The organism is Pseudomonas sp. NPDC087346 (assembly GCF_044744235.1).
In the GTDB taxonomy this organism is placed as follows: domain Bacteria; phylum Pseudomonadota; class Gammaproteobacteria; order Pseudomonadales; family Pseudomonadaceae; genus Aquipseudomonas.
On the sequence record NZ_JBIUXX010000148.1, the window covers coordinates 263 to 3,136 of the forward strand.

Consider the following 2,874-nt stretch of genomic DNA (forward strand, 5'->3'; position numbering starts at 1 on the left):
CGACTTCACGCGCCATTGCACGGCTGAAACCTTCCAGACCGGCCTTGGCGGCTGCATAGTTTACTTGGCCTGCGTTGCCCATGGCACCCACCACCGAGCCAATACTGATAATTCGGCCCCAACGGGCTTTGGTCATACCGCGCAGAACGCCCTTGGACAGGCGATACAGACTGTTCAGATTGGTATCGATCACGTCGTACCATTCGTCATCTTTCATACGCATCATCAGGTTATCGCGGGTGATGCCGGCATTATTGACCAGAATCGCCGGTGCACCGAACTGCTGCTGGATGGTCGCGATCACTGCAGCGACGGATTCGTCGCTGGTGACGTTCAGTTCCAGACCAGTGCCCTGAATGCCGTGCTCTTTCAGCGTAGCGGCGATTGCCTCGGCGCCTTTGGCGGAGGTGGCAGTGCCAACAACGATGGCGCCCTGACGGCCCAGTTCCAGCGCGATAGCCTGGCCAATGCCACGGCTCGCACCGGTAACCAGTGCAACTTTACCTTGCAGACTCATGCAAGTTTCTCCTGATTCAGGCCAGCGCTGCACGGGCGGCAGCGAAAGCATCTGGGGTATTGAGGTTGGAGGTCGCAACGCCTTCGGCGCAACGCTTGTTCAGGCCGGCCAGTACTTTGCCTGGGCCGCACTCGACCAGATTGGTCGCGCCTTTGCCAGCCAGGGTCTGAACGGATTCGACCCAGCGCACTGGCTTGTACAGTTGTTCGAGCAGATCACGCTTGAGGGTTTCCAGATCCGCCGGCACTTGCGCGCTGACGTTCTGTACCACGGGGATCTGCGGCGCCTGCCAGTTGATGGCGGCGATGGATTCGGCAAAACGCTCGGCCGCCGGACGCATCAGCTCGCAATGCGACGGCACGCTGACCGGCAGCGGCATGGCACGCTTGGCGCCACGCGCCTTGCAACCTTCGATGGCACGCTCAACCGCAGCCTTGGCACCGGCAATCACTACCTGGCCCGGGGAGTTGAAGTTGACGGCGCTGACCACGTCGCCCTGCGCTGCTTCAGCACAGGCTGCCAGTACATCGGCATCTTCCAGGCCGAGGATCGCGGCCATGCCGCCCTGCCCGGCCGGAACAGCTTCCTGCATCAACTGACCACGGCGCTCGACGAGCTTCACCGCGTCAGCCAGGGTCAGGCTGCCAGCAGCAACCAGCGCGCTGTATTCGCCCAGGCTGTGACCCGCAACAAAAGCAGGACGCGCACCACCTTCAGCCAGCCACAGACGCCACAAGGCGATCGAGGCGGTCAGAATGGCCGGTTGGGTTTTGTCGGTTTGATTCAGCGATTCTTCCGGACCCTGCTGGGTCAGTGCCCACAGGTCGTAGCCCAGAGCATCGGATGCTTCTTTGAAAGTTTCGAGGATCAGCGGGTATTGCGCGCCCAGCTCGGCCAGCATGCCGAGGGACTGCGAACCCTGTCCTGGAAAGACGAATGCGAGGGAAGCAGACATGTAACAAGCCCCTAATGATCTTGTCGTCGGAAAATGACGTCCCACTGAGGGACGCAAGAAACTGACAGTTGGATGGCCCTTTGAACCGGGCGGTCACATTTAAGCATTGTCCGACGAAAACGCCTAAGACAACAAATCCGCCAGACGACCGTGGAGACGCTCGGGAAGATTCTCCTGAATCTCGATCAGCGCACGTTGAATCGCGCTCTGAAAGCCCTGTACCCCGGCCGAACCGTGACTTTTCACCACAATCCCCTGCAACCCGAGAAAGCTTGCGCCGTTATGTCGCGCCGGCGCCAGATCAGCCTGCAAGCGCTTCATCAGCGGCAACGCCAAGGCACCCACAACGCGGGTAGCGAGGTTTTTGCGGAACAGCGCCTCGATGCGCGCAGCGATCATCGTCGCAAGCCCTTCGCTGGACTTGAGCAGGATATTGCCGACAAATCCGTCGCAAACCACCACATCCGCTTCGCCGCGATACAAGCCATCACCTTCGACGAAACCGATGTAATTGATCCCCCGCGCCGACTGCAACAAGGTCGCCGCCAGCTTGACCTGCTGATTGCCCTTGATGTCTTCGGTGCCAATGTTCAGCAACGCGACTCGCGGACGGGAAATACCCAGCGTCTGCGCCGCTACCGAGCCCATCACCGCGAACTGCAACAGGTGCTCGGCACTGCAATCGACGTTGGCGCCAAGATCGAGCAACTGGCAATAGCCCTTCTGCGTCGGTATCGCGGCAACCATCGCCGGACGATCAATGCCCGGCAACGTCTTGAGGACAAATCGCGACAAAGCCATCAGCGCACCGGTATTACCGGCACTGACACAGGCCTGAGCCTTGCCGTCACGCACCAGTTCAAGGGCGACACGCATCGACGAATCCGGCTTGCCGCGCAAGGCCTGGGCAGGTTTTTCGTCCATGGTGATGACTTCCGACGCAGGAAAAATCGTCAGACGCGCGCGATCCGCAGCCGATTGGCCAGCGATCAATTCTTCAAGTAGGGAGGGTTGACCGACGAGGGTCAGATGCAGCGAGGGCGTAGCAGACAGGCAAGCAAGGCTGGCCTGAACAATGCTGCGGGGACCGAAGTCCCCGCCAATTCGTCAATCGCGATGACTTGAGCAGACAAGTGATTACTCGTCAGCGCCCTTGTCGATCACTTTACGGCCACGGTATACGCCTTCTGGCGATACGTGGTGACGCAGGTGAATTTCACCGGTGGTTTTTTCTACAGACAGAGTGCTTGCCGTCAGGGCATCGTGCGAACGACGCATGTCACGGGCAGAGCGGGATTTTTTGTTCTGCTGAACAGCCATAATTGATTAACTCCTAAACGTTTGGGTCACGCTTTAACTGCGCCAATACACTGAACGGGTTGGACCGCGTTGACTCGTCCTC

3 protein-coding genes and 2 pseudogenes are annotated in these 2,874 nt (G+C 59.5%); all 5 read right to left on the bottom strand.

The features are described from left to right. Positions 1–517, bottom strand: a 517-nt coding sequence (locus tag ACIOZM_RS31565; protein WP_401221545.1) for an SDR family NAD(P)-dependent oxidoreductase, incomplete at its 3' end; no start/stop codon positions are given. A 16-nt stretch (positions 518–533) separates the two neighbouring features. Next, entirely contained in the window at positions 534–1,472 is a 939-nt protein-coding gene (fabD, locus tag ACIOZM_RS31570; RefSeq protein ID WP_401221547.1) for an ACP S-malonyltransferase, read from the bottom strand. A 123-nt stretch (positions 1,473–1,595) separates the two neighbouring features. Next, positions 1,596–2,605: pseudogene (plsX, locus tag ACIOZM_RS31575) on the bottom strand (phosphate acyltransferase PlsX). Positions 2,606–2,609: 4 nt separating this feature from the next. Next, positions 2,610–2,792, bottom strand: coding sequence for a 50S ribosomal protein L32 (rpmF, locus tag ACIOZM_RS31580; RefSeq protein WP_008152339.1), 183 nt, complete (start codon positions 2,790–2,792; stop codon positions 2,610–2,612). Between the two features lie 13 nt (positions 2,793–2,805). Further along, positions 2,806–2,874, bottom strand: a pseudogene (locus tag ACIOZM_RS31585) (metal-binding protein); the annotation flags it as partial.